Origin of the sequence: Anaerosolibacter carboniphilus (genome assembly GCF_014205875.1) — a bacterium.
GTDB lineage: Bacteria > Bacillota > Clostridia > Peptostreptococcales > Thermotaleaceae > Anaerosolibacter > Anaerosolibacter carboniphilus.
In genome coordinates this window covers 1-20,298 of sequence record NZ_JACHEN010000044.1, presented here as the reverse complement: position 1 = coordinate 20,298, position 20,298 = coordinate 1, and the positions used below count along the sequence as shown (strand labels likewise).

The 20,298-nt window shown below is 37.8% G+C and carries 28 protein-coding genes; 24 read left to right on the top strand and 4 right to left on the bottom strand.

Going from position 1 to position 20,298, the window contains the following annotated elements; all coding sequences use genetic code 11:
* Nucleotide 1: 1 nt before the first annotated feature.
* The 18 genes from HNQ80_RS23565 (at nt 2) to HNQ80_RS23480 (ending at nt 13,795) form a co-directional block, all read left to right on the top strand.
* On the top strand, nt 2–466 hold the full coding sequence (locus HNQ80_RS23565; protein ID WP_184313325.1) for a phage tail tube protein: 465 nt from the start codon (nt 2–4) through the stop codon (nt 464–466).
* Nucleotides 467–481: 15 nt separating this feature from the next.
* Nucleotides 482–895: a phage tail assembly chaperone gene (locus HNQ80_RS23560; protein ID WP_184313323.1), complete on the top strand. Its 414-nt coding sequence runs from the start codon at nt 482–484 to the stop codon at nt 893–895.
* A gap of 237 nt (nt 896–1,132) precedes the next feature.
* Nucleotides 1,133–1,480 carry a hypothetical protein gene (locus HNQ80_RS23555; protein WP_184313321.1) on the top strand — a complete coding sequence of 116 codons (348 nt, stop codon included), beginning with the start codon at nt 1,133–1,135 and terminating at the stop codon, nt 1,478–1,480.
* Between the two features lie 58 nt (nt 1,481–1,538).
* A complete protein-coding gene (locus tag HNQ80_RS23550) occupies nt 1,539–3,416 on the top strand; it encodes a phage tail tape measure protein (RefSeq protein WP_184313319.1) in 1,878 nt (625 codons plus the stop codon).
* On the top strand, nt 3,416–4,081 hold the full coding sequence (locus HNQ80_RS23545; protein ID WP_184313317.1) for a LysM peptidoglycan-binding domain-containing protein: 666 nt from the start codon (nt 3,416–3,418) through the stop codon (nt 4,079–4,081). Before HNQ80_RS23550 ends, HNQ80_RS23545 begins: the two co-directional genes overlap by 1 nt.
* Before the next feature lie 15 nt (nt 4,082–4,096).
* Nucleotides 4,097–5,062 (top strand): XkdQ/YqbQ family protein, encoded by a 966-nt coding sequence (locus HNQ80_RS23540; RefSeq protein ID WP_243183532.1) that lies wholly within the window; start codon nt 4,097–4,099, stop codon nt 5,060–5,062.
* 2 nt (nt 5,063–5,064) lie between these two features.
* Complete coding sequence (locus HNQ80_RS23535) at nt 5,065–5,442, top strand: DUF2577 domain-containing protein (RefSeq protein ID WP_184313359.1); 378 nt, start codon at nt 5,065–5,067, stop codon at nt 5,440–5,442.
* 4 nt (nt 5,443–5,446) lie between these two features.
* Nucleotides 5,447–5,851: a DUF2634 domain-containing protein gene (locus HNQ80_RS23530; protein WP_184313313.1), complete on the top strand. Its 405-nt coding sequence runs from the start codon at nt 5,447–5,449 to the stop codon at nt 5,849–5,851.
* Nucleotides 5,851–6,927 (top strand): baseplate J/gp47 family protein, encoded by a 1,077-nt coding sequence (locus HNQ80_RS23525; protein WP_184313311.1) that lies wholly within the window; start codon nt 5,851–5,853, stop codon nt 6,925–6,927. Before HNQ80_RS23530 ends, HNQ80_RS23525 begins: the two co-directional genes overlap by 1 nt.
* Complete coding sequence (locus HNQ80_RS23520) at nt 6,924–7,463, top strand: putative phage tail protein (RefSeq protein ID WP_184313310.1); 540 nt, start codon at nt 6,924–6,926, stop codon at nt 7,461–7,463. Before HNQ80_RS23525 ends, HNQ80_RS23520 begins: the two co-directional genes overlap by 4 nt.
* Nucleotides 7,463–10,009 (top strand): hypothetical protein, encoded by a 2,547-nt coding sequence (locus HNQ80_RS23515; protein WP_184313308.1) that lies wholly within the window; start codon nt 7,463–7,465, stop codon nt 10,007–10,009. The genes HNQ80_RS23520 and HNQ80_RS23515 overlap by 1 nt, the downstream gene beginning before the upstream one ends.
* On the top strand, nt 10,009–10,359 hold the full coding sequence (locus HNQ80_RS23510; RefSeq protein WP_184313306.1) for a hypothetical protein: 351 nt from the start codon (nt 10,009–10,011) through the stop codon (nt 10,357–10,359). Before HNQ80_RS23515 ends, HNQ80_RS23510 begins: the two co-directional genes overlap by 1 nt.
* 1 nt (nt 10,360) lies before the next feature.
* Nucleotides 10,361–10,510 (top strand): XkdX family protein, encoded by a 150-nt coding sequence (locus HNQ80_RS23505; protein ID WP_243183530.1) that lies wholly within the window; start codon nt 10,361–10,363, stop codon nt 10,508–10,510.
* 37 nt (nt 10,511–10,547) lie between these two features.
* Nucleotides 10,548–10,994 (top strand): phage holin family protein, encoded by a 447-nt coding sequence (locus HNQ80_RS23500; RefSeq protein ID WP_184313304.1) that lies wholly within the window; start codon nt 10,548–10,550, stop codon nt 10,992–10,994.
* Entirely contained in the window at nt 10,991–11,674 is a 684-nt protein-coding gene (locus tag HNQ80_RS23495; RefSeq protein WP_184313302.1) for a hypothetical protein, read from the top strand. The genes HNQ80_RS23500 and HNQ80_RS23495 overlap by 4 nt, the downstream gene beginning before the upstream one ends.
* A gap of 311 nt (nt 11,675–11,985) precedes the next feature.
* Nucleotides 11,986–12,444: a Panacea domain-containing protein gene (locus HNQ80_RS23490; protein ID WP_184313300.1), complete on the top strand. Its 459-nt coding sequence runs from the start codon at nt 11,986–11,988 to the stop codon at nt 12,442–12,444.
* Nucleotides 12,422–13,036: a hypothetical protein gene (locus tag HNQ80_RS23485; RefSeq protein WP_184313298.1), complete on the top strand. Its 615-nt coding sequence runs from the start codon at nt 12,422–12,424 to the stop codon at nt 13,034–13,036. The genes HNQ80_RS23490 and HNQ80_RS23485 overlap by 23 nt, the downstream gene beginning before the upstream one ends.
* A 204-nt stretch (nt 13,037–13,240) precedes the next feature.
* Complete coding sequence (locus HNQ80_RS23480; RefSeq protein WP_184313296.1) at nt 13,241–13,795, top strand: hypothetical protein; 555 nt, start codon at nt 13,241–13,243, stop codon at nt 13,793–13,795.
* Nucleotides 13,796–13,905: 110 nt separating this feature from the next.
* On the opposite strand, the gene HNQ80_RS25745 is transcribed toward HNQ80_RS23480, so the two are convergent.
* Nucleotides 13,906–14,064: a hypothetical protein gene (locus HNQ80_RS25745; protein WP_207727172.1), complete on the bottom strand. Its 159-nt coding sequence runs from the start codon at nt 14,062–14,064 to the stop codon at nt 13,906–13,908.
* A 74-nt stretch (nt 14,065–14,138) separates the two neighbouring features.
* Here HNQ80_RS25745 and HNQ80_RS23475 point away from each other — a divergent pair, with 74 nt between their 5' ends.
* Nucleotides 14,139–15,134, top strand: coding sequence for a hypothetical protein (locus tag HNQ80_RS23475; RefSeq protein WP_184313294.1), 996 nt, complete (start codon nt 14,139–14,141; stop codon nt 15,132–15,134).
* 45 nt (nt 15,135–15,179) lie between these two features.
* Here the strand turns inward: HNQ80_RS23475 and HNQ80_RS23470 are convergent, their stop codons facing one another.
* From HNQ80_RS23470 to HNQ80_RS23460, 3 genes are all read right to left on the bottom strand, one after another.
* The gene (locus HNQ80_RS23470) at nt 15,180–15,677 is read right to left on the bottom strand and encodes a hypothetical protein (RefSeq protein ID WP_184313292.1); all 498 of its coding nucleotides are present in this window, start codon (nt 15,675–15,677) and stop codon (nt 15,180–15,182) included.
* Nucleotides 15,678–16,010: 333 nt separating this feature from the next.
* On the bottom strand, nt 16,011–16,289 hold the full coding sequence (locus HNQ80_RS23465) for a spore coat protein (protein ID WP_184313290.1): 279 nt from the start codon (nt 16,287–16,289) through the stop codon (nt 16,011–16,013).
* A 57-nt stretch (nt 16,290–16,346) separates the two neighbouring features.
* Nucleotides 16,347–16,568, bottom strand: a complete 222-nt coding sequence (locus HNQ80_RS23460; protein WP_184313288.1) for a hypothetical protein — start codon at nt 16,566–16,568, stop codon at nt 16,347–16,349.
* Between the two features lie 243 nt (nt 16,569–16,811).
* Between HNQ80_RS23460 and HNQ80_RS23455 the strand changes: the two genes are divergently transcribed.
* From HNQ80_RS23455 to HNQ80_RS23435, 5 genes are all read left to right on the top strand, one after another.
* Nucleotides 16,812–16,988: a hypothetical protein gene (locus HNQ80_RS23455; RefSeq protein WP_184313286.1), complete on the top strand. Its 177-nt coding sequence runs from the start codon at nt 16,812–16,814 to the stop codon at nt 16,986–16,988.
* A 24-nt stretch (nt 16,989–17,012) separates the two neighbouring features.
* A complete protein-coding gene (locus tag HNQ80_RS23450) occupies nt 17,013–17,207 on the top strand; it encodes a hypothetical protein (protein WP_184313285.1) in 195 nt (64 codons plus the stop codon).
* A 147-nt stretch (nt 17,208–17,354) separates the two neighbouring features.
* Complete coding sequence (locus HNQ80_RS23445) at nt 17,355–18,677, top strand: tetratricopeptide repeat protein (protein ID WP_184313283.1); 1,323 nt, start codon at nt 17,355–17,357, stop codon at nt 18,675–18,677.
* 108 nt (nt 18,678–18,785) lie between these two features.
* The gene (locus tag HNQ80_RS23440; RefSeq protein WP_330603003.1) at nt 18,786–19,271 is read left to right on the top strand and encodes a (2Fe-2S)-binding protein; all 486 of its coding nucleotides are present in this window, start codon (nt 18,786–18,788) and stop codon (nt 19,269–19,271) included.
* Nucleotides 19,272–19,307: 36 nt separating this feature from the next.
* Nucleotides 19,308–20,171 carry an FAD binding domain-containing protein gene (locus HNQ80_RS23435; RefSeq protein ID WP_243183534.1) on the top strand — a complete coding sequence of 288 codons (864 nt, stop codon included), beginning with the start codon at nt 19,308–19,310 and terminating at the stop codon, nt 20,169–20,171.
* Nucleotides 20,172–20,298: the final 127 nt, after the last annotated feature.

The window sequence follows — 20,298 nt, the reverse complement described above, 5'->3', positions numbered from 1 at the left end:
TATGAGTTTCTTTTTAGCCCAAGATACCATCAGCGGACAGGAAGCTCGCTGCTATGCAACCATTGATGGAAGAGTAGAAGATATGTTTTACGCTAAAAAGCTAGAAGCTAAAGCGGAAAAGAATAAAGCAGAAATAAAAACCCTAGGGAGAAGGGGTACACAGCATAAAACGACAGGGTGGAATGGTACAGGATCATTGACCATCTATTATGTTACTTCTCGATTCAGAGAAATCATGCTTAAATATATTAAGCAGGGTATAGATACCTATTTCGATATCACAGTAGTCAATGAAGATCCAACATCAAGCATAGGAAAGCAGACGGTCGTATTAAAGGGTGTAAACCTAGACAGTGTACCTATGGCCATGTTCGATACCGAAAGTGACGCCTTAGAAGAAGAGATTGCCTTTACATTTGACGATGTAGAGTTACTAGATAGTTTTGGAAAACCGATATTAGGATAATAGGGAGGAATATACATGAGTGATTTTCAGGATTTTTTAATGGATGATTTTGGAGAAGTCGAGATTGTCGAGAAAACTGTAAAATTAGGTGGGAAAGAAAAGAAAATGAAGTTTAAACCTATTACTGCAGCTAAGGGTGATGAGCTTAGGAAGAGCTGTCGCAAAATTAGCTTCCACAAGGGGCAAAAGATAATCGAGACAGATCAAGACGCATACATGGCAAAGATTATCATAGAGACTACTATGCACCCAGATTTCAAAAATAAAGAATTGCAGAGTAGTTGGGGAGTTCTAGGTGCAGAAAATTTGTTAAATGCCATGAAAGTTAAAATGCTTGATGGAGAATACTCAGAATTATTTTCTATCGTTAGTGAGATTAACGGTTACGATAAAAGTATGAATGAATTGATCGAAGAAGCAAAAAACTGATCAAGGAGGGCGATTGGGAGGCAAACTATGCTTACTACGCCCTCCATAAATTTAGATGGCGCCCCCGAATTTTAGTTAATTTACCTAGAAAAGAAAAAGCGTTTGTCTATGCAGCTATAGATTTACATGTTGAAAATGAAAAGAAGAGTATGGATAAAGTAAGGACGAAGGCTAGACAGAGAAGATAAAGTTCTGGTATAATTAGGTAAAATTTTTAGGCTAGGGGGATAAAAACAAGTGGGAGCTAAAAATTGTGTGATTGCAGGAGATTTTGAAAAATGCAAAGTAATCAACACAGCAGGTAGTATTGCTTTGGTGATTAATTTTATGGAAAATTTCAAACTAAACAAAACAACAGTTGAAGCTTATGAACTAGTTGATGAAGAAAAACGAACAAGTGTAACAAGTGCTGTAAGTCGTGGACTTGTTGGCTCTTTAGTATTAGGTCCCGTAGGCCTATTAGCTGGATTATCGGCAAAGAAAAAAGGTATCAATCTTGTAGCCATTCAATTTAAGAATGGCAAGAAAAGTTTATTGGAAATAGATGATAGTTTGTACAAAACATTAGTTAAAACATTATTCTGACATAATAAAAGCATCCTTTCTTGGGTGCTTTTATTATGCGTAAAATTGAGGTGATTTCATGGCAACAGTAGCAACAGCGCTAAAAATGTTTGACAGCTTTTCTAGGCCACTACAACAAGTGACCCAAGCACTTAATATTACTATCAATGCCATGGAACAGATGGCTAATGCTGCAAACATGGACACGAAATTTGCAAGTCAAATGAAAATTGCTAGGGGCAAGATACAGCAGGCAGAAGCAGCTTTTAAGCAAGTAGTTGATCAACAAGATAGGGTAGTAAGTAAACAAAAAGAAATAAATAATACAATTAAAGTCGGCACACACGAAGCTAATGGCATGTTTAATACAATAAAAGGATTTGCGACAACTTATTTATCATTTCAAGTTGCTAAAAAAGGTATAGACATGATCCTTGGAGGATCTACGAGGCTAGAACAACAGCTGATTACTATGTCAGGTATGCTAGGAAACAAAGACATAGGTAAAGCATTTTTTGGAAGCTTAAATAAGTATGCTAATGATAGTGTATATGGGATAAAAGAGTTTAATGCGATTACCAGACAGTTTATTCAGTTTACTAAGAGTACAGATAAACTGATGAAGTTAAACAAAACGGCTGAAAGATTAGCATTCTTAGATCCTACACAAGGTTTGGAAGGAGCAGGATTCGCACTGAAAGAGGCTTTAGGTGGAGATTTTATGTCTCTGAAAGGTCGTTTCGGATTTGGAAGTCAAGATAGAGAAATGTTACAAAGTGCTAAAGATATGGATGATTTTATTAACAAGTTTAATATTCTACTTGATAAAAAGGGAGCTACTCAACAGGCGTTGGAAGAGTTCAATAGTTCTGCATTAGCTCAATTTAATAACCTAGGATCAAACATTGAAGCCTCTTTTGCTCAATCAGGGGAAAGTACACTAGAAGCGTTAAAACCCACTCTGCAAGCCCTTAATCAAGGATTTAAAGATGGACAATTTCAATCATTTTTCAATAGTATTAGCATAGGCTTTTTTATTATAGCGTCCTCAGTTCTTGGATTGACAAATGCTTTAGTTTTTATGGGACATATTTTCAGCGTGGTACTTAAACCCATAGCGCCCATAATTCTAGGTGTGGCTGCTGCTTATGGGTTATATTGGTTAGTTGCAAATGCAAGTACAATTGCAACAATAGCACATTCTGGAGCTATTAAAGCTTGGACGCTTATCACACACGGTGCAACTAAAGCACAAAGCATGTTTAATGCAGCTTTGGCGTTTAATCCGATCGCTATGATCATAGGTCTTGTTGTTGGGTTGATCGTAGCATTAGCAGCATTGATAGCTACATGTGAGCCTGTTCGTAAAGCATTCTCAAGTGCATTTGGATATATTGTAGATGCAGCAGAGTGGGCTGTAAATTCGATTATGGGTCTTATCAATGGGGCGATAAAAGGAATTAACAAGGTGTCACAATTCTTCGCTAACCTCTTAGGTGTTAAGGCTAAACAAATACAAGAAATCGAGTATAAAGCAAATTTTTCTGGCTTTAAAGAGTCTGGAATGAAAGCTATTGAAGACTTCTCATTAGATAATTTAAAAGCAAAGTTTGGTCTTGATAAATTTACAATGCCAAAAGATCCTGCCGTTGGTATGAGTGATAGCCCACTGCTCAAAGATTGGAACGAACAACAAAATGATAACTTTGGATTAGCCAATGACAACCTAAAGAAGGTTAATGACAAATTAGATATTAGCAATGAAAAACTGGAGCTGATGCGTGATATTGCAGAACAGCAAGTCGTAAACCGATTTACCACAGCAACCCTTGCCCCTCAGATTAGCCTGCAGTTCGGTGATGTTCGTGAAACCGCGGATTTGGATGGAATTATTCCTCATGTAGAAAAGATCTTGACTGAGCAGCTCATGATCGCTGCTGAGGGGGTGCATGTATAGTGTATGAAATGTATTTTAGTTATGAAGGAGAGGTTATACGATTACCGGTAAATCCTGATAAGCTGACGGTACAGATCAACAACAAGAATAAGACCATCAGTCTTATTGAGCTAGGTGAAGTGAATATATTAAAAGACCCTGGTCTTACAGATATCAGTTTTAACATATTGCTCCCAGGACAAAATTCTCCTCTTGCAATGAACTCTAAGGATCCTGAATTCTATCTGGAAAAGTTTAAGCAATACAAGAAAGATAAGAAACCTGTTCGGTGGGTAGTCTCTAGAGATATGGGGAGCTTTGATATGAATATGGAGGTATCTTTAGAAGACTATAGCTTTGAGGAAAGGGCTGGAGAGGAAGGAGATATCTATGTTTCTTTAAAGCTTAGGGAATATAAACGGTATGAAACGAAGATCTTAAATCTTCAGTCCATAGCTAGTACAAATCCTACTTCAAGCGAGCAACCAAAGACCGTAGTAGTAGAAGAAAAGCAAAGACCTGCTAAGGAGCCAGCAAAGCAGTACATCGTAAAAAATGGGGATACCCTTTGGGCCATAGCAAAGAAGGAACTCAACAACGGCAGTAAGTATGCTGAGATTGCCAAGATTAATGGCATTAAGAATCCTGACGCCCTCTATGTTGGCCAGGTTTTAAGATTATCATAAATGGGGGATGATGAGTTGAAGTATGAGCTATATATTCAAAATGGAGATAAAGTATATGCCCCAATCCTAGAAGGGAATATTCAATGGGATACCAGTAGAAAAGGAACTCCAGGCAAACTTACCTTCACTGTGGTAAAGGATGATGTGATCAACTTCCAGGAAGGCAACCCGGTGATCTTTAAAGTGAATGGAGTGAATATATTCTATGGATTCATCTTCGTAAAAGGTAGAGATAAAGATCAGCTAATCAATGTTACCGCCTATGATCAAATTAGGTACTTAAAGAATAAAGATACCTATGTCTATGGTAATAAGAAGGCCAATGAGCTAGTAAAAATGATTGCTGCTGATTTTAATCTGCAGACTGGAACTCTGGCTGATACGGGTTACATCATTCCTCGAAGAATTGAGGAGAATCAAACCTTAATGGATATGATCTATACAGCTCTTGACTTGACGGTGATTAACACCAGTAAACTGTTTGTACTTTATGATGACTTTGGGAAATTGACCTTAAAAGATGTGGAAGTTATGAAGGTGCCTATCATTGTTGGAGACGAAACAGCAGAAGACTTTTTCTATCAAACGGATATAGATACAGATACCTATAACAAGATCAAGCTGGTAAGGGAAGATAAGGAGAACGGGAAAAGAGAAGTCTATATCACACAAGATAGTAGTACCATCAATCAGTGGGGTGTGCTGCAGTACTACGAAGTTGTTAATGAGGACCTCAATCCTGCCCAAATCAAAGCCCAATCGGATTATCTTCTAAAGATGAAGAATCGAAAGAATCGGTCCTTAGAAATTAAAAATTGTATTGGAGATATACGGGTAAGAGGTGGGAGCAGCGTCATGGTAGCTTTAAAGGACGTAGGGGATGTAAGCATCAACCAATACCTGTTGGTAGAGAAATGTAGTCACATATTTTCAAATAGTGAGCATTGGATGACACTGGAATTAAGGGGGAATATGCGGTGAATATGATTGAGATTATCAAGCAGGCCGCCATAGATGCAGTGAAGCAGTCGAGTCCGGTAAATGTTGTCTTTGGTACCGTAAAGTCCGTCAGTCCTCTAAGGATCGTGATCGATCAAAAGCTGCCCTTAGGTGAAGAAGATCTGATTCTAACCTCAAATGTAAAGGATAGAAAAACCAAGATCAGCTTTGACAATCCAAGTATTAAGAATGTAATAAAGCCTTATGATATGCAGGATGCACCCGGATCAAACTATAAGATATCTTTCCAGGAGCTTGCTAGGAATGAGATTACGATCTACGACGGACTGAAGGCAGGAGAACAGGTTATTCTGCTCCGAACCCAAGGCGGGCAGAAATATATCGTATTGGATAGGATGTGAAAACATGATACCTAAATTAGAGCAAGTTAACATAGGTCAAGATATAGAGATCATCAAGCAAGCCACCCGTACTTACAGACTGAATACCGATAGAAATAGGACGGTTGGTTACGTGGATGGCATAGATGCGGTAAAACAAGCTATCTATAAAATCCTTTGCACGGATCGCTATAGATATGAAATCTACGATTGGAACTATGGATTTGAAATATCAGATCTACTAGGAAAACCGAAAGCTTTAGTATATCCAGAATTGAAACGAAGAATTACAGATGCACTGCTGCAGGATGACAGGATTACTGGTGTAGATGGTTTTTCTTTTACATCCCAAAAGAGCAGTGTCACTGTGATTTTTACTGTCCACACAATCTTCGGAGAGATAGAAGCATCTAGGGAGGTGAGCATATAGTGTTTGAGGACATGACATATGAGTATATATTACAGCGCATGCTGGATCGGGTCCCTAACGATGTAGACAAAAGATCAGGATCTATCATTTATGATGCCCTTGCTCCTGCAGCTGCAGAGTTGGCTCAGGTATATATTGATCTCCAATTCATGGAGAATAGAACCTACGCCGATACAGCCACCAGTGATGATCTAACCCGTAGAGCTGCCGAGAGGGGCATCAACAGAAAGGCAGCCACCAAGGCTGTAAGAAAAGGGATATTCACAGGTAACGGTGATACACCCTTTAATGTCCCTATTGGAAGTCGATTCAGCGGAGATGATCTGAATTTCACAGTAATTGAAAAGATTACAGATGGAGAATTCAAACTGGAATGTGAGGTGCCTGGGGAAGCGGGGAACGGATACATTGGCCAGCTGCTGCCCATTGAATACATCAATGGATTAAGCACAGCCAACATGACCGATATCCTCATTCCAGGAGAGGACGAAGAGGGAGATGATAGCTTGAGAAAGAGATACTTCGACAACCTAGACAGCCAGGCATTTGGTGGAAATGTAGCGGACTACAGGGAGAAGGTCAATGACCTGGACGGCGTAGGCGGCGTAAAGGTCTATCCCGTATGGGCTGGAGGCGGTACCGTAAAACTGGTGATTATCGACAGTATTTTCAATAAACCCTCTGATATATTGATTGATGCGGTTCAAACAGCCATGGATCCTGTAGAGAATCAAGGAGAAGGCATTGGTCTGGCTCCCATAGGCCATGTGTTGACTGTCGTAGGAGCCGATGAGTCCATCGTCGATATAGAGAGCCACATTACCTTCCAGAGCGGCTATGTATGGGCCGATGTAAAGCCAAATGTTGAGGCTGTCATCCAGGAGTACTTTAGTGAACTCAGACAAGGATGGGCCAATGCAGAGATCCTGATTATCAGGATCAGCCAGCTGGAAACTCGCATCCTAAACATACCAGGTGTGTTGGATGTTCAGGATACCAAGATCAATGGGATAGCTCAAAATCTGGTCCTAGATGGTGTAGAAATACCAGTGCTTGGTGAGGTGACAAGCATATGAGACAGATAGAAACCTATTGGCCGCCTATCCTGCAAGAGCTTCGAGAAATGAAAGAAATCTCAAGAGCCGAGAATCCTGAGATAGAAGCTGTATGGGAAGACGTGGAGAATATCATGGATGATCAGTTTATCCAGACGGCCACGGAGCGCGGGATCGCAAGGAGAGAAAAGATGCTCAAAATCAATCCATTCTCCGATGATACCTTGGAGACTAGAAGATTCAGAATACAGGCCAGATGGAATGAAAAGCTCCCTTACACCTACAGGGTACTGCAAAACAGGCTGAATCAGCTTTGCGGAGAAAACGGCTATGAGATGACTTTAAATGCCGGAGCCTATAGCCTGGAGATCAGGATCGAGCTAACCCAAAAGAGAATGTTCGATGAAGTGGAGAAGCTTTCTAGACAGATGGTTCCAGCAAATATCCTGCTGACAGTAGGCCTTAGATACAACCAACACAGTAGATTGAAACAACTCACCCATCTAGAACTCCAAGCCTACACTCATCATAACGTAAGAAACGAGGTGATCAATTAATGGAAACAACACAGAATTACAACTTAAAAAAACCAGGACAGGAAGATTTTTATAATGTCGATGACTTCAACTATAACAGTGACGTTGTTGATGCAGAACTCAAAAAGCTAGAAACCGAAGTAGTAGAAAGACCAGGTCCAGCGACAATCATCCTTAACACCTACGACAAACGAGTACAGTCCATCATGGCAAAGGTAGCAAGTTGCTTGAATTTTGAACTGAATGGGAATATGGTTGTGAACCTTTTGGGAAAATCTCTAAACTTGAGTATTAATTTTGAAAGGGCAGACGGTACTTTTAGTGGTGGAGAGTTTTCATTTAGTGATAATACATTATTTCGAGCCATAGACAAAAATAATATCTGCGTTGCTGATAAGTATTATTTCACAAGGTTTAATTTATCCAACATCACTAATGCGGGCGGATTGTTCTTAAATTTATCATTATTAGGGTTAGCAAATGTATCATTCTCAACTACTGGGCTTCATGGCTCAAAATTTAAACCTACAATCACAGAAAAGTTAAGACTATATTTACAAGCTGGGTCTAGTGGAATCGCAAAAATAAAGGAATTAATGCTTATTGAAATAACCGCAGACGAATACAACAATATGACAGTAGACCAACTTTTAGAAAAATACCATTACGTCAATTCTGCCCAGCCAACGTTAAACCCTGTAATTGATATCGTACAAGGGAAAAACTTGTTTGATAAGAGCAATATACTTCGAGGAAAACAACTTAATACAGCAGGGGCTTTGATAGACGTAGCAGAGGATTTTACATCAAGTGATTATATCCCAGTTAAACCAAACACTACTTATACATTATCGTCTTCAATTGCTGGCGTGATGCGTTTTGGACAATACGATGATAATAAAAATTGGATAGTGCGAAATGCAACAAGTAGCGCTTCTGTTTATCAATTTACCACTGGTCCTACTACAAAGCATGCAAAAATATCAGCAAACTTAACTATGTTAGAATCGCTTCAGCTAGAAGAAGGTACAGTCGCTACAACTTACGAACCATTCCGAGGGACTAAGACAATCGTCCCCACGATGCTAGGGAAAATAGGCAGCTACGTTGACAAATTGAAGTATGAAAATGGTGTATTTAAGAAGATCAAGAAAGTCGAAAAATTGATTTTAGATGGTAGTCTTACATGGTCGTTCAGTGCTGATTATGCCGGGTTTAAGCGAGTATCGATACCAAATACATTTAACTTATTCGATAATAATTTATTGATTACTAAGTATAACGGAGCGATTCTACTTGGTTTTACTTCGACATGGGATAAAGCTGATATGCACGGGTATGGGTCTTACTTAAATATTACCGTAGCAGACACAGACACAGGTTGGGGAGAAAGCTATACCCCTACAGCGGACGAGATCAAGGCGTTTTTCATGGGTTGGAAGATGTATGATAGTGCAGCTAATCCTAATGGTACCGTACCGTATAACGGCACAGGTACAAAGGCATGGGCTTACAGAAGAGAATCAGATGGTGCATTAACAGGAGGAACCACTACTTTACCAACTACGCAAGCCCCTATAAATAATTATTGGCAACCTTACACCCTATACTACGCCCTAGCCCAACCAGTGGAAGAAATAATTAACATTCCTTCTATCTGTGAATTGCCGACGCTTTCAGAAGGTATTAACACGATAGCTGTATCTAGTGGGTTGGTGTATGAAAGAGTAAATCCTGCTTTAAATTCTGGATATTACCATATTAATTATGCAGGTTTATCTTCCCAGCTTAAAAATAAACCTAAAAATATATTAAAGGTTATTCGAGTAAAAGATGGAGTAATGACCGATGATACCCAAAATTGGATATTTCTATATGTATCCACGGCATATGGGGGAGTAGTAAGGTGCTATATTACACAAACAACCTATGATTCTTTAGATAGAGTCGGTGCAGAATACTGGGTACTATACGAAGTCCTACCCGAAGAATACAACGCCCAGCTATTTGACGGCACAGGAACCCACGCCGAAAACCTTAGAACCGCCCACGAAATGGCACAGGAAACGGTTAAGAACCTACAGAAACAGGCTGTAAGGCAGATAGACTATCATTCAATTAGCCAGAAAAAAGACGACCCTCATGGCCTCGCTTTCAAGGGTGCAAGGGTTAGATTGACAGCGAATCAATCTATTGCAAATGCTGGAACACCAGCCATCTCATGGAATGCGTCTGATATAGACAATATCGGAGCATGGAACGGATCAACAAGGCTCACAGTCCCTACTGGAGTTTCTAAAGTTAGGTTATTGGCTAATGTAGTTTTTGAAGCTAATGCAAATGGTTATAGGGGACTGTTGTTGCGTAAGAATGCAAATGACTTCAACGGCAGATTTTCAGTGCGGTTGCCAGCTAATACGTCAACAACTGAATTGAATGCTATTTCTCCAGTTTTAGACGTTGTTGGTGGTGATTATTTTGAATTATTTGTTACTCAAAATAGTGGATCGGCTATATCTGTCACTTCAAATTCAGCGACTTGGTTTGCAATGGAGGTGATTGAGTAATGCAAATACAAATTAACAACGTAAATCCAAATAAACTATATGAAGAATTAGTAGAACTAGGCATAAACCCTATACTATTACAGGATGATAGAGGACAGGGTGAGTTAATAGCACAAAATACATGGATTACTTTTGACGAGGATGTTGACATGGACCTAGTACAACAGATCATTGACGATCATGATCCAACGCCATTACCTCCAACACCGACGGAAATTGATATCCTTGGGCAGCAAAACGTTGAGAAAGAATTACAGCTTATGGATATCAAACTTACAAACGATATGCTAGGTCAAAATTTGGTTTCAATGGAACTTAGAATAATGCAATTAGAGATGGGAGGAATGTAATATGATGACAGAATTTCAGAAGTGGCAATATTACTACGGTAAGGGTTGGGCCAGTGTTGAACAACTAAGACTGGTGGTCCAGTACAACAAAATTAGTCCTGAAGAGTTTGAACAGATTACGGGGCAGCCTTACGAAACACCTGAAGAATAGGTGTTATTTTTATGCACACGAAAGGATGATGAGAATAATGGAACAAATTGCAAACACTAAATTAAGCATAATGACCACCATTGGGGTCATCGGAAGCGTATTTGCTTCAATGCTCGGAGGGTGGGATACTGCTTTGCAGACATTGGTTATATTCATGACTATTGATTATATAACGGGATTAGTTGTTGCAGGTGTATTTCAACAAAGTAATAAGTCTGAAGGCGGTGGTCTTGAATCGAAAGCAGGATGGAAGGGCTTATGCAGAAAAGGCATGACCCTTCTTATTATTTTGGTTGCCTATCAGCTAGATAAGACAATAGGATCGGATTTCATCAGAACAGCGGTGATTATTGCTTATATATCAAATGAAGCAGTATCAATTATTGAAAATGCAGGTGTAATGGGTTTACCTATTCCCGAAGCGATAAGAAAAGGAATTGATATTCTTAAAAATAAAAACGAAGAAAAGGATGGTTCAATATGATAAATAAGGAACTGGTTGCAAAGCTTCAGAATGTGGCTAATAACTACAAAACAGTTTACATGTGGGGTGTATTTGGTTCACCAGTTACAGAAGCATTGATCATTGCCAAAACAAAACAATATCCTTCCTGGTACACAGCAACAAAGCAGGCTGCCCTTAGGAGTCTTATTGGTAAAGGATATTTTGGATTTGATTGTGTGAACCTAATTAAAGGTATCCTTTGGGGCTGGAATGGGGACCAATTAAAATCAAATGGTGGTGCTGCATATAATACCAATGGTGTTCCTGACGTTTCAGCGAATGGGATGCTGACCAAGTTAATTGATGTTAGTTCTGATTTTTCAAAGATTGAAGTTGGTGAAGCAGTTTGGATAGATGGTCATATTGGTGTGTATATAGGAAATGGTAAAGTCATTGAATGCACTCCGAGTTGGTCAAACAATGTTCAGGTTACTGCATGTCTTAATATTGGAAGTATCAGTGGTCTTAATGGGCGAAGATGGACAAAGCATGGGAAGCTTCCTTACATCACCTATGTAAAAGATGATGTTCCTGAATACATCAAAATATTAAAATCAAAAGTAGATTCACCTGATGCATGGATCAAGTTTATTGATGATAATAAAAATCATCCTACGGGGAAATGGTTACCTGATCTGATTGTAAAAGTATCAAAATAAGGGATTAGCCGGGGCTTAGTGCTCCGGCTTTTTTCTTTTTGCGTAGAAATTTTATTTAGTGAAATTATAAAAATTATGAACTTACAGCAGGAATTATATGAAAAATGTAGAAAAATGAAATTGTAACCCAAAAGGTTAACAAAGTATATACCGATAATATATTATAAACTACTCATGAGTTACACTCATTTTTATGTATATCCATAATTTTTTAGGAAACAATCTAAATGCTTGGCATATACTTTTATAAAGATTTAAATGGGGTGTAGCAAATGAGTAAGATTATTTCTTTATTTAAGGGGGAAAATCAAATGAAAAGGGAGATAACTGTACAAGATATCGCTAGCACCTTTCTTACGTTTGAATCTATGTCTCATAAAAAATTGCAAAAGTTATGTTATTATGCACAAGCATGGCACTTAGCATTGTACAAGAGAGCTTTATTTGCAGACAGATTTCAAGCGTGGATTCACGGACCTGTGTGTAGAGATCTTTATGATGAATATAAAATACATGGATGGAATGATATTCCTAAGATCAAAAATCGTCCAAAGAATATTGGATCAGATACATATGAGTTTATTGATATGGTATTCAATACATATGGAGAGTTTTCTGGAGATGAACTAGAAGCATTGACACACGCAGAAGAACCTTGGAAAGAACAAAGGTATGATCTTGAGGAATGGGAGCCGTCCAATAGAATAATTAGCGAAAAGACAATGCAGGATTATTATTGGAAAGTATATGAGCAAAGCCAAAACGACTAAAAAAGAGGAAGGCAAGAAAAAACTTCTGTGCATTCCAACTCCTTCAGTTAATAAAGTTAAAAACTTTCCGATACCTCAAGAAGAAATCGAAGAACTAAAGCACCTTGCAAACAAAAAACTTACTTTTTCATTTAGATTTTTAGAATTAGAGCATGAAGCTTTTAATCTTGGGGGAACATGTGTTAATTGGGTCAATGATTTGTTTTTAATGATGCAGGAACTTTCAGGAATAACGAGAAATCAGTTTGTAAATGAATTGAGAGACCACTATAGGTCGCATACTCATGATTGGAGTAAGGTTGATTATAGATATCGGTTAAACGAAGAATTTTTAGAGCAGGTCGAATGTAGACAAGCAAGGATATCTTCAAGCAAAGGTGGCATTCATGGGTTTATAGTAGGCAATAGGTTTTATGTTGTATGGATTGATCCACATCACAATCTATATCCTGACGAAAGATATGGTGGGCTTAAAATTTTCAAAGCTCCAGAAACATGTTGTGGTCATAGAGATTTGGAATTGCAAATATTGAATCGAAAAAATAAAGAATTAGAGGAATTATTAGAAGAATATACTAGACCAGCGATGTGAAATATGCTTTAAGCATTTGGTAGGAGAAATCCTGCCTTATTTTATTGTTGTGTGAAATGTATCTTTTACCAAAAGTAGGATAAGTTCTGCCTTTTATTTAGGAGGTAATTCATGGAAAATGGAGAAGTATTAAGATATAGGATTCATTATTAGATAAGCAAAAATTTTTATCTTTATATATTAGGAGAAGGAGTGACTTGAAAGATGGATTCTTTTATCAGTAATGGAATTAAAGGATTAGGGATGATTGTTGTTTTTGCTATAATTGCTTTTTTATTTATTATAGGATTAGGTTTTTCAGTGAATTTAGTAGATGTCTTTATATCTTTAATCGAAGAGACAGCATCTCATGCTGTTGATCACATTAAAAAGTATTCAGTAATAGCAATTACTTTTATATTGATATATCCCATCATTCTTGCCAACATACGTGCATTAAAGAAGAATAGATCCTCGTTTATATCACAATTGTTAGACACGACAACTTTTATTTATAACATATTTATTTCTTCAGGTTTTATTTGGTTGATTATTTTTACTTTCGGAAATCCTTTCATAAATCTCATTGAAATTATGCGAAATATGGAAGAAAAAACAAAAACGTTTATTCCAGTAATATCAAATATTATCGAAGATATTATAGTTTTATTAATTATGATTGCAATGATTGTTTTACCTATAGTGATAATTCCATATCTTCAAATAAAGATAACTAATAAATATGAATCTAAAATGAATTTTCTCGTAAAAAAAGAATAAAAGGCGAAATACACATTTAGCTGAAGATAAGAATGCTGAATCAAATAACGACCAATGACCACATTGTGACCACGCAGACATGTAATGGGTGTTATTTTGAATCAAAGATGTTACAGAAAGAAAGCCTTAAACCCTTGAATTAATGCACGTTCTGCAGTTGTCGTGAAAAATGTTACAGCTTGATGAATCAAGCCAGGAATGATGTAATCCATTGGGAGAGTCAATGAAAATTGACTCTCTTCATTTTTTTTTGAAACATTTTTAGACATAAATGTATCTTATTAAAGAGGAGAAAATAGATGTTTTAAAGAATTAGTAGATTGTATAATCGAGTGAGAGAAGCATGATTACCAGAGGATTGGCGGTGGAAATTGACATGGATGAACTTCATGAGCCCTCAAAAAATAGCAAGGATAGAATTGAGAGGATACTCCTTGGAATCGTCGTTATTGCATTTGCTATAGCAATGATTTTGCTTGAAGCAAAAAAAGGCATGCAGACTACTGCAGTACTGTTAGTTATTTCATACTTGGTAGGTTTTATGCTACTTCCTTTGAATAGAATCTATCAGAAACATAGAGAAACACCCATTTCAAATCGAACAAAACTAATGGTGCTATTGAAATCGTTTTTAGCCATTGGTGGTGCGTGGGCCATCTTTATCATATTGGGTTCTTCAATCTATGACTTATACTGGAGTTATTGGGTACTCCTCATTTCATATGGGACACTGCAGTTAATAAAGGCTATTGAATTGTATTTTGAAGAGAAGCATAAGTATCCAGATGAAAGCAGAGGAAAGACTTTGTTCAGAAATGCGCTCAATATTCTTCTCTTGCCAATATGGTTGTTACCTATCATGTTTCTAATCTACCAATCCTATACACCACCCTATCAAATCCTTCTAAAAGAATTAGAGAGGCCTGAAGGTATAGCAATTGTAGAAATTACAAAACAGGATGAGCTAGATAAGGAAATTCGCCCAAGTATGATCCGAACGAAAGGAAGATTGCATAACTATGTAGGTAATTCCGGAAAAATTAGTGCGTTGTATAGAGAAATGGAAGAGCAGAAAATCAATAATCTAACATATATTGAGAAATTGAACTATGATAAGATGAAATCCATAGAAGACATTCGATATGCATTAATACCTATATGCTCAAAACATTCTGAGATGTTCTACATAGAGGATGGGCATATTCCATTTATAGAAATGTACCCCAATGGGCGATGTTACGTAAAAGGATATACAGGGAGTAAAAGGATGATAGAAACTTTCAGAATAGATATTTCAAAGGAAGCTGTCTTGTTATTGTTTAATGATGAAAAAATGTAATTATAAAAAACACTCTCTGTCCCTTGACGGTACAGAGAGTGTTTTTTAATATATTTCAACTTTATTGGCTCGATGGGTTTCAAGATTTTGAATGACTAGCTCTTTGGTACTATCATCTAATTTATGAAGGACCAAGACTACCTCTTTTTTGTTCTTCAGCCAGCTTCGCTTCGTGATAAGGGTATTCAGCAAGAATCCTAACAAAGCCCCTGAAGCACCGCCATAGAAGATGATGAAAATACCGGCCACAAAGGATAAGGTAGACAGACGAAGCATGTCAGTGTTTAGATAAACCGCCACGAAAGCGGAGAGGGCACCGATGAGAAAACCAGTAAGTGCGCCTAGCCATACATTTTCTAACCCAGATGGTGCAATTTCACGGGAACGTTTAATCAGGACACTGGAGATTTCCTTGTCTGTGTTTGGGGTTACATCTTTGGGAATTACAGATATGTGGCCTTTAATACTAGGGTTTACTCTCAAAGTTTTCATGCAACGGTCTAAGTCAGGCATGTTTTTGAAAGTAGCAATAATATTATACACAATATCCACTCCTTTCACTTATGAAATTTTAAAGCTGCATGAACGATAGAATTTCTTATCTATCTTATACCCTAAAAATATACAAAATATTTAGAATTTTATGTATTTATTTTTATTATATATGAAGTATTGTGGAAAAGCAAGGTGAAAAAGGGTCATTCTGAGCGGTAGCGAAGAATCTAGAACTTGGAGATCCTTCGGCTCCGTTTCACATCGCTCAGGATGACAGGCCACGGATTGGATAGATGATCATAGTGATGATCTATGTCTTGTGGAGAATATAAAATAGGCAGACACATAGATCTGCCTCTACAAGAAGGTATTTATAAAACCTTACTTTAATTCGCTTTTCATCTGATTAAATTTATCCTTGGCTGCCTGAACATCTTGAGAGGGAGCCTTTTTAATATTGCACCAGCCTCTTTGAGTCATGACTTTGAAAATATTTTCTTGATTTGTAAATACATTCTGTTCACAGCTTGCCAAAATCCTTCTTAGATTTGGGCAGGATGATTCTGTAATACTTGCTGTGTAAGCAGAAGAAATCTGTTTTTCAGACATTAATAAATCATTCATTAATTCTTTCTCTGTAAAATTTCCTTGATGCAACATTGGAAAACCTCCTTTGTGTTCCATAGTCACGGTACGTTACCTCAGGAAACAGTAGAATTATTGATGAAAATTTAAGTAATTCAATAGGGCGTTATAGTTTTGTTTATGCCTTTGGGCGCCTTGTCGGCAAATATTTTTTAGCTGAGGATCTCTACAGTACTCTGCATATTGATCCATTTTTTTGTTCATCATAGATTCGTAGGTTAGTTGATCTTCTAGAACTTTTAGATTTGGTGCATCCAGTTGAGGCGTTATATTTTCTTGATGGGTCTCAGCCATGATGAGTCTACCTCCTTTAAGTTAAGAAAAATGGATAGACGAACAAAATACTTAAAATTATTATGTGAAAAATGATGGGAGATATAGCATGTAAAAAATGAATAGTAGTCTTTAATATAACGGGAAAAGATAATATTAATAAATCTTGTAAAAATTACTGAGAAAATGTCTGTACAAAAATACCAGTAATGTAGATTCATAACCATGGAATGAAAGGAAAAAATAAATGTAAGGAGGCATCATATGTTCCATAATAACCAAAGACGTGATGAATGGGAATCGGTGGAAGAGGCAATGAAACAATATTGGACAAAGCATAATACAAATCCCAATATCAATTGGAACAGCGTGAAGGATGAAGTACGCTTTGGATGGTTGATGGCCAAGGAACTGAATCAAACTAGGGAAAGCATTCACTAAGCAAATGCAAAGGAGGAAAATTTGATGAACAATTTTATGAGCAAAATTTTTAATGGTCTTCATATGAATGATATGACAAAGCCAAGAAACAAGCCTACTGCAAGCCATAATGCAGCTGGAATCATTCAAGGTATGCCCGAGAACGTATTGTTTGGTGAGGATTCCGGCGCTATACCACCCGATGAGTTTAAAAATCAATTAGAAGATGAAATTCATTAGTTCAGCGCCCATTGGGGCGCTTTTTGCGTAAAGTCAAAAAAGAAAAAGTAAATGGAGGCAAAACAGTCTATTTATTTTATAACCAAAATATGGTATCCTATTAAAAGTTTAAATATTAAGTAAATAGGGAATAAGGTGAGAATGATTATGCTTTTTCTAGAAGATGTAATTTTACCTCCTGGAGAGAAAATTAGAAGGATCAGGGGATTCCTCGGAGCGAAGCAGGAGGATATCACCGGCAATAAAATTACTAGAAATCTAATTAGCTATGTAGAAAACGGAAAGACTCGCTTGGTACGGGATACAGCCCAAATTGTGGTAGAAAATCTATTACGTATTGCCGAGGAACAAAAAAACCCAATTCATCTTACAGTGGACTACATCATGGAGCGTGAGGAAGAACAAGCAGACCGTATACTGAAAAAGCTTGCACAGCAAATGCAGCAATATCTTAGCACGAAGGAAAAAGGGTTCATGGAAACCCTCAACAAGGCTGAAGAGATTATAGAGGAATGGAATATTCCAGATAGAAAAGCTTGGATTTATGAGTTAGTGGGAGATTTTCATTATGAAAAGGGAGATTACAATGAAAGTTATATATACTGCATAAAATCTTTGGAGAGCTATATTCAAACCAATTTTCATATAAAGGTTGCAGAAGCATACTGCAAGTTGGGGAAAACCTCCATCATGCTTAAAAAATATCAGGAAGCCATCAATCTAAATAGACATTGTAAGGTTATTTTAGAAAGTCATGGAGTGCATGATGCGACAATCATAAAAAAGATATTTTTCAACAATGCCTTGGCTTATTGGAACTTGAAATTGTATGATCCCTGCTTAGAAATGTTGGAAAAGCTTATTGCAGGTTATGATGATCTTACAGAAAAACAATTGTTTGATATCTATATTATTAAGGGAAACTGCTATCTGCATATGGAGGAGGTAGTTCTTGGCAGACAGTTTTATGAGAAGGCTTTAGAATTTGCAGAAAAAATTGGTGATGAAGAGTTGGAGGCCAGGGCATATTTAAAGCTAGGGGAAACCTATGAAAAACAAGGGGATTTGAAAAAAGCTTTTGAATGTGATGATGAAAGTTTGAAGAGATGCGAAAAAATAGGAAGCCGCAATCTTAAGACTACTTTGTTGGTAATGGGAAAAAGAAATATTAGGGCTCATAAATACAGCGAAGCGAAAGAACTCTTATCTCGTGGTATAGAGGAAGCGAAGAAGAGAAAAGATTATCCGGTGCTGGTAGAGATTTACGAGCAGTTGCTGCTTGTATATACATACCTTCATCAAGATGAAGCCCTAGACAAATTGATTCATGAAATGAATCAGAATCAAGAGATTCAAAGTGACAACAAATTGCCACAAATATATTTTACCGCTAGCTATTATTTTATTGACAAAAATTTAGAAAAAAGCAAGCAGCTATTAGAATTAGGTTTACAGAAAATATTAATATAAATCCTATAGCGAAACGATCTTCTGAAACGGAAGGTCGTTTTTATTATATGGACATTCGATGGACAGGTAACCTCGACTTTTTATTGACGATAAAGGGGTATGATGGAGATGAGGCTTTCAAATTTGATTTTGGAGGATGACGAAATGATATTGGAGTTGGTAGTGAATAATGTTTCGTATGTTATAGATGTGGATCCAAGGTGGAGATTGCTGGATGTACTTAGGGATAAATTGGGCTTGACGGGGACAAAGGAAGGCTGTGGAGAAGGAGAATGTGGTGCTTGCACGGTGATTATGGATGGATTGGCTGTAAATGCCTGTCTTGTATTTGCCCATCAAGCCAGTGGAAAAGAAATTATAACGGTGGAAGCCCTCGTTCAGGACCAAGAATTGGATCGTTTGCAAGAAAGCTTTATAAAGAATGGGGCTGTTCAGTGCGGGTATTGCACGCCTGGCATGCTCATGTCTTGTAAGGCGCTATTGATGAAAAACCCCAAGCCTACAGAGACGGAAATCCGCCGTGCCATTGAGGGGAACTTGTGCAGATGCACAGGTTATACCAGCATTATTCGGGCAGTGAAGGATGTTCTGTGATTGGATAAAGCCAGGAGGTGGTCAGTTTTGAGCAATATGAGGATGAAGACTCCAAGAAATATTGAAGAATTGAAGCAATGTTTGAGGGAAGCCGATGATAAAACTATACTTTTGGGCGGGGGAACGGATTTGATGATCCAAATAAGAAAGAATAGAATCTATGAAGGAACCCTAGTGGACTTGAAAGGAGTGGACGAATTAAGAGGAATTCAGCTCCAAGGGAGTCAGATCCACATCGGTGCCAATACAAGCTTCACAGAGATGGTTCATCATGACCTTTTACAAGCCCATGGGCTATGCCTTGTGGAAGCAGCAGCCAGGATAGGATCTACCCAGATACGAAATGTGGCAACCATCGGTGGAAATGTTGCCAATGCCTTTCCAGGTGCAGATGCCATACCTGCCCTCATGGCCTTGGATGCATCCATTGAGGTGATGAACGGAAATGGAGAAGTTTATGAAAAACCTCTGGAGGAGATCATTTTAGGCCAAAGAAGAACCAGTCTAAAAAGCGGGGAGGTCATCGTTGGGATCATACTGCCTATGAGAAACGAAAGTTATAAGAGCGCCTTTGAAAAAATCGGAAGTAGATCTACGGTAACCATCGCAAAGCTGAATGCAGCCATACTGGTAAATGTGTCGGAACAAGAGGCCTGTATTAAGGAGGCAAAGGTTGTTTTGGGCGCATTAGGCCCCAAGGCTTTTGCATCGGAAATAGCAGGAAAAGTATTACTCGAACAAAGAGTTTCTAAGGAATTAGAGCAAGAATTTGCACAAGAACTCATGAACCAGGTGGATTTGGCGATTCCAGGCAGAGCTTCTCAAGCATATAAGCGGGAAGCTGTCCGAGGCTTGGCCAACAGCTTGTTCCATAAATTGTTCAAGGATTCTTTGCAATAGGAGGTGATGAAATGAAGGAGACTTTGAAGTATGTAGACCAGCTAACTGCTGTCAAGAAAAAAATTTACTAATGTGTTCTCAAAATAATGATCATGTGAAATGACCCTTAGTTTTCTACGAATGTTCT

Coding starts and splice junctions, on each gene's coding strand:
- HNQ80_RS23465 (WP_184313290.1), bottom strand. CDS start 16,289: ATGTTGCATCAAGGAAATTTTACAGAGAAAGAATTAATGAATGATTTA.
- HNQ80_RS23500 (WP_184313304.1), top strand. CDS start 10,548: ATGGAACAAATTGCAAACACTAAATTAAGCATAATGACCACCATTGGG.
- HNQ80_RS23510 (WP_184313306.1), top strand. CDS start 10,009: ATGCAAATACAAATTAACAACGTAAATCCAAATAAACTATATGAAGAA.
- HNQ80_RS23455 (WP_184313286.1), top strand. CDS start 16,812: ATGTTCCATAATAACCAAAGACGTGATGAATGGGAATCGGTGGAAGAG.
- HNQ80_RS23560 (WP_184313323.1), top strand. CDS start 482: ATGAGTGATTTTCAGGATTTTTTAATGGATGATTTTGGAGAAGTCGAG.
- HNQ80_RS23550 (WP_184313319.1), top strand. CDS start 1,539: ATGGCAACAGTAGCAACAGCGCTAAAAATGTTTGACAGCTTTTCTAGG.
- HNQ80_RS23490 (WP_184313300.1), top strand. CDS start 11,986: ATGAAAAGGGAGATAACTGTACAAGATATCGCTAGCACCTTTCTTACG.
- HNQ80_RS23565 (WP_184313325.1), top strand. CDS start 2: ATGAGTTTCTTTTTAGCCCAAGATACCATCAGCGGACAGGAAGCTCGC.
- HNQ80_RS23435 (WP_243183534.1), top strand. CDS start 19,308: ATGAGGATGAAGACTCCAAGAAATATTGAAGAATTGAAGCAATGTTTG.
- HNQ80_RS25745 (WP_207727172.1), bottom strand. CDS start 14,064: ATGTCTAAAAATGTTTCAAAAAAAAATGAAGAGAGTCAATTTTCATTG.
- HNQ80_RS23450 (WP_184313285.1), top strand. CDS start 17,013: ATGAACAATTTTATGAGCAAAATTTTTAATGGTCTTCATATGAATGAT.
- HNQ80_RS23440 (WP_330603003.1), top strand. CDS start 18,786: ATGAGGCTTTCAAATTTGATTTTGGAGGATGACGAAATGATATTGGAG.
- HNQ80_RS23460 (WP_184313288.1), bottom strand. CDS start 16,568: ATGGCTGAGACCCATCAAGAAAATATAACGCCTCAACTGGATGCACCA.
- HNQ80_RS23520 (WP_184313310.1), top strand. CDS start 6,924: ATGAGACAGATAGAAACCTATTGGCCGCCTATCCTGCAAGAGCTTCGA.
- HNQ80_RS23480 (WP_184313296.1), top strand. CDS start 13,241: ATGGATTCTTTTATCAGTAATGGAATTAAAGGATTAGGGATGATTGTT.
- HNQ80_RS23445 (WP_184313283.1), top strand. CDS start 17,355: ATGCTTTTTCTAGAAGATGTAATTTTACCTCCTGGAGAGAAAATTAGA.
- HNQ80_RS23495 (WP_184313302.1), top strand. CDS start 10,991: ATGATAAATAAGGAACTGGTTGCAAAGCTTCAGAATGTGGCTAATAAC.
- HNQ80_RS23475 (WP_184313294.1), top strand. CDS start 14,139: ATGATTACCAGAGGATTGGCGGTGGAAATTGACATGGATGAACTTCAT.
- HNQ80_RS23530 (WP_184313313.1), top strand. CDS start 5,447: ATGATACCTAAATTAGAGCAAGTTAACATAGGTCAAGATATAGAGATC.
- HNQ80_RS23505 (WP_243183530.1), top strand. CDS start 10,361: ATGATGACAGAATTTCAGAAGTGGCAATATTACTACGGTAAGGGTTGG.
- HNQ80_RS23515 (WP_184313308.1), top strand. CDS start 7,463: ATGGAAACAACACAGAATTACAACTTAAAAAAACCAGGACAGGAAGAT.
- HNQ80_RS23535 (WP_184313359.1), top strand. CDS start 5,065: ATGATTGAGATTATCAAGCAGGCCGCCATAGATGCAGTGAAGCAGTCG.
- HNQ80_RS23485 (WP_184313298.1), top strand. CDS start 12,422: ATGAGCAAAGCCAAAACGACTAAAAAAGAGGAAGGCAAGAAAAAACTT.